The sequence below is a fragment of the Haladaptatus sp. genome (assembly GCF_049589095.1).
In the GTDB taxonomy this organism is placed as follows: Archaea; Halobacteriota; Halobacteria; order Halobacteriales; family Haladaptataceae; genus Haladaptatus.
The window spans coordinates 1-3516 of the sequence record NZ_JBAWAC010000328.1; the positions used below are offsets into that span (position 1 = coordinate 1).

Sequence of the window (3516 nt, forward strand, 5' to 3'; positions counted from 1 at the left end):
AACATCCGCTCGAACACCTCGAAATCGCCAACACGCTCGCCGGGCATCGGCCGATGGTCAACCCGCCTTCGGCCGTGCTGACGGCGATTCACAAGTACGCGACAGCGGTTCGACTCGCCAACCACGGCGTGAGAACGCCGGATTCGTATCTGGGATTGTCCGCCGCCACGTTTGCCGAGGGGAGTCGGTACGTCGGCGGATCGATGCTCCAAAAGGCCGGTATCGGGACCCACGGAGACGCGGCGTGGAAGGTGGCGCGAAACGAGCGACCGACGCCGGTCGTCGGTCACAGGCACACGTTCTTACAGCGATTTCTGGATCAACAGGGCAAACAGTCCGACGTGCGGGTGTACGTCGTCGGCGACGAGGTCGTCGGCGCGATGCGGCGGTTGGCCCCGAACGGCGACTGGCGGACGAACGTCGCGCGTGGCGGCACCCCGGAGGACGTGACGGACGAACTCCCGAAGGAAGTGGGGTCCATCGCTCTCGACGCGACACACGCCCTCGGTCTCGACGTGGCGGGCGTGGACGTGATGGAGTGGCGCGGGGACTGGTACGTCCTCGAAATAAACCCGACGGCGGGGTTCACCGGCCTGTTCGATGCGACCGGCACGAGCGCGGCCCCGTACATCGCCCGTTATGCGATCGAACGGGCCGGTGGTGAGGTTCCCCCCGGACAGGTCGGAGAGATCGCACAGTCGCTGGATGACTCGGTTCCCGCTTGTAAACCACGTCGGTCGGACGGGACGAACCGCCACCGAACCGTCGGCTACACGGAACGGGTGGTCGTCAACGGAATGCGGACGTCGGAATCGATCGTCGCCAAGGCCGACACTGGTGCGACCCGGACGAGCATCGGTATCGACCTCGCGTCGGCGGTCGGCGCGGGTCCCATCAAGAGCAGCGCCGCCGTGAAGTTCGGCAGCGGGAAGGCGAGCAAGACGCGACCGCTGGTGGACGTGGACATCGGCATCGGTGGAGGGTGGCATCGGGTGACGGCCAGCGTGGAGGACCGAAGCCACATGCGTCATCCACTCATCCTCGGACGGGACGTGCTCTCGGACTATCGCATCGACATCCGTCGTCGGGCGGGCGAGGAGTAGGGAAACGGCCAAAGGAAGTTTCCGTTCACTCTCCGCAGGCACGAACGATGCCAGAGATGCCAGACACGGGCACGGCGACCATCGTCTACGACGACCCGGAGGGAGAGGTAATCGAACGAGAAGCCGAGAACGACGACATCGTCTACTTCGACGACCACTGGCTGATCAAGGTCGGGGTCAACGACGAGGGCGACGACATGGTCCGACGCGTTCCACGAGAACGCGTCCACTACGTCGAACGCTCCATCGACGAACTCGAAAAGAAGGTCGAAAGCGCGGTCGAGAAGGCGAAAGAGCAGTTCGGCTGGTCGGTGTAATCGCCGATTCGGGTGCCATCACAACTATTCGTACCGCCGCTGTGAGCCTACTCCATGGCTTCGAACGCAACGAACGGGTTCGTGGGTGGATTGTTCAGTACCGTCGTCATGACGGCGTTCCGTGAGTCGATTTCGTTGTCGTATCCGCCGACGGCCGAGTTTTGCGCGAAGTTCCTCGGCGGCGAACCGAACGACCATCCCGTGGGCGCAATCGCACTCCACCTCCTGTACGGCGGATTCGCCGGTAGCCTCTTCGCCGTCGCGTTTGGAGAGGGATCGAACTCGGCACTCGACACCGAGACGGAGGGAATAATCGGCGGTCTCGGCTACGGCCTACTGCTCTCCCTTTTCGGGGAACGGGTCATGCTCGGTCGACTGTTGGACATGGCTCTCGAAGAGGACGAATCCATGATTTTCCACGCCGGACACGCGATGTACGGCGTCGCGCTCGGCGCGTGGGTCGGTTCGCGGTCGTAACTACTCGCCGGTCAGCGCCTCGCTCGCGGGCGAGAACGAGATCGTCGATCCCAATCCTTCCTCGCAGGCTTTCTGGTAGAGCATGTACGCCGAAGCGACGGTTTCGATGCCCGTTCCGCCGCTGTCGAAGACGGTGATCTCCTCGGCCGACTCGCGGCCCGGTTTCTCGCCCGCGACCACCTCACCGAGTTCGGCGTGGATGTCCGCTTCCGTCACGTCGCCCGACTCCATCGCCAGGAGGAACGACCCCGCGTCCGACGTCGCGCGCTCCCGCAGGTCGGGGACGTACGTCGCACGCGCGATCGTCGTCGCGTCGAGTTCGCGCTTTTTCGGGTGATACTGACCCATCGCGGTGACGTGTGCACCGTCCTTGAGCAGGTCACCGTCGAACACCGGTTCGCTGGCCGTCGTCGCGGTGATGACGATATCGGCGTCCTCGACGGCCGCGGCACTGCTGGCGACGGCGGCGACCGAGGCGTCGTAAGCTTCGTTCATCTCGCCCGCGAACGACTCCCGGTTCTCTTTCGTCGGCGAGTAGACCCAGACGGTTTCGATGTCCCGGACCGTCATCGCCGCTTTCAGTTGTCCGCGTGCCTGTGCGCCGGTACCGATGAGCGCGAGCGAGGTTGCGTCCTCGCGCGCGAGTGCGTCAAGTCCGACCGCACCCGCCGCACCGGTTTTGAACGGATTCATGCTCGCGCCGTCGATGAGCGCGAGGGGTTCACCGGTTTCGGCGTCGAAAAGCGGCGTCATGAACCACGCATCGCCCGCGCCGAACCCGGCGGGATACATGTAGCCGCCCATCGCGCCCGTTTCTGGGAGAATCGCGGAGTAACTCGTCAGCATCCCCGCCGGTTCGTCGTTCACCAGCGTCGTCCGGGGTTTCGCGGGCGCTCCCAGTCCTCGCTGACGATAGCCGTCACGTACGGCATCGACGAACTCGTCGATTTCTGCCAGTCCAGCGACGTCGTCGCTCGTCAAAAACAGCGTCTCGGTCATGGCTGGACGAACGGAAGCCAGCGACAAAACCGTTGAGGAACGGAAACGGTAGCTGTCGGGAATGAAGGGTGAAAATGAACTGCGAACGTGAAACGAGTGGAGAAAGGAGATGGAAAAGAGGGACGAAAATTACTCAGCGGAATTGACTGGCGCGGATGACTGGGGGTTCGGGGCAGACGCTTCATCGACGGGGCCGTTTACGAACAGTGCGTGTCCGATGAGGAGTACGGAAACGAACGCTCCAAGGGGTACAGCGGTCGTTAGCGCGAGTCCAGCGATGCTGAACGCTCCGGTTACACCGACCAATGCGAGTGGGATCAGGCCAAGAATGAGGTCATAGTATCCAGTCATAATGTATTCAATAATATGCGGTGTAGGTATATAACTGTTTCCCATAGGCGAAGCAGCTGATTCCTGTATGGATTGAGAATGCTCTAAGGAATATACCGATTGCATTGTTATAACTTATGGAGATGTAACTGAGATACAGGGCCCCAAGGTCGAGAATTCTTCACTCTCAGTGGGGTGAGAAATGCCCAGGAGTAATTTATTTTGCTGCAAAATCATGTTAACTATGCACATGATAGGGGTTGTCTGAATTTTTCGAGGAAGAATTACCA

General features: G+C 61.6%; 5 protein-coding genes. 3 read left to right on the top strand and 2 right to left on the bottom strand.

What is annotated here, in order from left to right; translation table 11 throughout:
* The 3 genes from WBV42_RS10550 to WBV42_RS10560 form a co-directional block, all read left to right on the top strand.
* Window positions 1–1103: ATP-grasp domain-containing protein (locus WBV42_RS10550; RefSeq protein ID WP_423985987.1), on the top strand; the 1103-nt coding region annotated here is incomplete at its 5' end.
* A 56-nt stretch (window positions 1104–1159) separates the two neighbouring features.
* A complete protein-coding gene (locus WBV42_RS10555; RefSeq protein ID WP_066142954.1) occupies window positions 1160–1420 on the top strand; it encodes a hypothetical protein in 261 nt (86 codons plus the stop codon).
* A 54-nt stretch (window positions 1421–1474) separates the two neighbouring features.
* The gene (locus tag WBV42_RS10560) at window positions 1475–1897 is read left to right on the top strand and encodes a hypothetical protein (protein ID WP_423985988.1); all 423 of its coding nucleotides are present in this window, start codon (window positions 1475–1477) and stop codon (window positions 1895–1897) included.
* Here WBV42_RS10560 and WBV42_RS10565 read toward each other — a convergent pair whose 3' ends face one another.
* Window positions 1898–2896, bottom strand: a complete 999-nt coding sequence (locus tag WBV42_RS10565; RefSeq protein WP_423985989.1) for an ornithine cyclodeaminase family protein — start codon at window positions 2894–2896, stop codon at window positions 1898–1900.
* A gap of 129 nt (window positions 2897–3025) precedes the next feature.
* On the bottom strand, window positions 3026–3247 hold the full coding sequence (locus WBV42_RS10570) for a hypothetical protein (protein ID WP_082837779.1): 222 nt from the start codon (window positions 3245–3247) through the stop codon (window positions 3026–3028).
* Window positions 3248–3516 lie beyond the last annotated feature (269 nt).

What these genes read in the sequence shown, in the direction of transcription:
- WBV42_RS10560 (WP_423985988.1), top strand. Translation starts at nt 1,475, where the DNA reads ATGGCTTCGAACGCAACGAACGGGTTCGTGGGTGGATTGTTCAGTACC.
- WBV42_RS10570 (WP_082837779.1), bottom strand. Translation starts at nt 3,247, where the DNA reads ATGACTGGATACTATGACCTCATTCTTGGCCTGATCCCACTCGCATTG.
- WBV42_RS10555 (WP_066142954.1), top strand. Translation starts at nt 1,160, where the DNA reads ATGCCAGACACGGGCACGGCGACCATCGTCTACGACGACCCGGAGGGA.
- WBV42_RS10565 (WP_423985989.1), bottom strand. Translation starts at nt 2,896, where the DNA reads ATGACCGAGACGCTGTTTTTGACGAGCGACGACGTCGCTGGACTGGCA.